Genomic DNA, 1,419 nt, shown 5'->3' with positions numbered 1-1,419 from the left:
TGATGCTAGTATGGATGTATGGACACAAGTTAGTTAAGTCTCTATCCTATAAATAGAGAGGACGTGTCCGGAATGAAACAAAAACGGTATAACCAAGAATTTAAACAAACAATTGTCGAACTCCACAGATCTGGTACACCTGTGAGTAATCTCAGTAGCGAATATGGTATTTCTGAAGTAACTATTTATAAATGGATTAAAACACATTCCCCAATCGAAAACAGTGGGGGTTTAACACCGTCACAAATCGCAGAAATCCAAAAGGAAAACCTTCGGCTTCAACAGGAGGTAGACATCCTAAAAAAGGCTATGACCATATTCGCAAGAAAGTAACAGACCAAGAGATTATTGACCATATCGAAAAGGAGAAAGAACACTTTCCTATCCAATTGATGTGTGATGTGCTAAAAGTGCCAAGAAGTACGTATTACCAGTCGTTCCATAAAGTAAAATCTTCGTATGCCATGGAAAACGAAGCGGTTTTAGCACGCATACAAACTATACATGCGGAGAGTAAAGGTCGCTATGGTGCACCAAAAATTCATTATCTGTTAACCCAAGAAAAGGTCGATTTCAGCTTAAATCGAGTGCAGCGAATCATGAAAAAGGCTGGAATTCGATCAACGATCGTGAAGAAGTACCGACCAACTTCCTCCACTGGACAAGTGGTGGAACGTGAAAACCTGTTAGAACAAAATTTTGAAACGACGACCATTAATGAAAAATGGGTTGCAGATATTACGTATATTCATACATTAAGAGACGGCTGGTGTTATTTAGCTTCCGTCCTAGATTTACACACGAAAAAAATTGTTGGCTATTCCTTTTCCAAATCGATGACAACAGAACTTGTTTTACAAGCTTTAGCGAACGCAATCGATGTTCAACAACCAGAAGAAGGACTAATCTTACATACCGATTTAGGCAGCCAGTATACTAGTGAAGACTTTGAAAAAGCAGTGAAAGAAGCAAAATTCAAACAATCTTTCAGTCGTAAAGGATGCCCATATGACAATGCATGTATCGAGTCTTTTCATGCGATTTTGAAAAAAGAAGAGGTATATCAATCTAGTTATATCAATTTTGAAACAGCCCGATTGACCCTATTCCATTATATCGAGTCGTGGTACAACCGAAAACGAATTCATGGAGCTATTAACTATCTAACACCTCAACAATTAGAGGACTTATGCCGAAAAGAAGCGGTTTGAGAGCAAAGGCATCTAGTTTTCCAGATTTACCCCTACCTACACATTTTTTCAGGACGACATCCATGGCTTGTATTTCCTGTACCCAGCGAAAGCTGTCAAGTACGGTCTTTCACTTGACTGGTTTCGCTGGGTACAGGACGCTCCATGATTGGATGCCGTTCTGACAGAGACTTAACTTTTTTATGTCCAGGATATTGACGTAGATCCA

Annotated in this window: 1 protein-coding gene; it reads left to right on the top strand. The window is 39.3% G+C overall.

What is annotated here, in order from left to right:
* Positions 1-72 precede the first annotated feature (72 nt).
* Positions 73-1,211, top strand: a protein-coding gene (locus HF876_RS18705; RefSeq protein ID WP_169361557.1) for an IS3 family transposase whose coding sequence is annotated in 2 segments (ribosomal slippage) — positions 73-298 and positions 298-1,211 — 1,140 coding nt in all. Because the reading frame shifts where the segments join, the coding sequence is not laid out codon by codon here.
* Positions 1,212-1,419: the final 208 nt, after the last annotated feature.

The organism is Psychrobacillus sp. BL-248-WT-3, from assembly GCF_012843435.1.
GTDB lineage: Bacteria > Bacillota > Bacilli > Bacillales_A > Planococcaceae > Psychrobacillus.
This window is presented reverse-complemented; position numbering and strand designations above follow the sequence as displayed.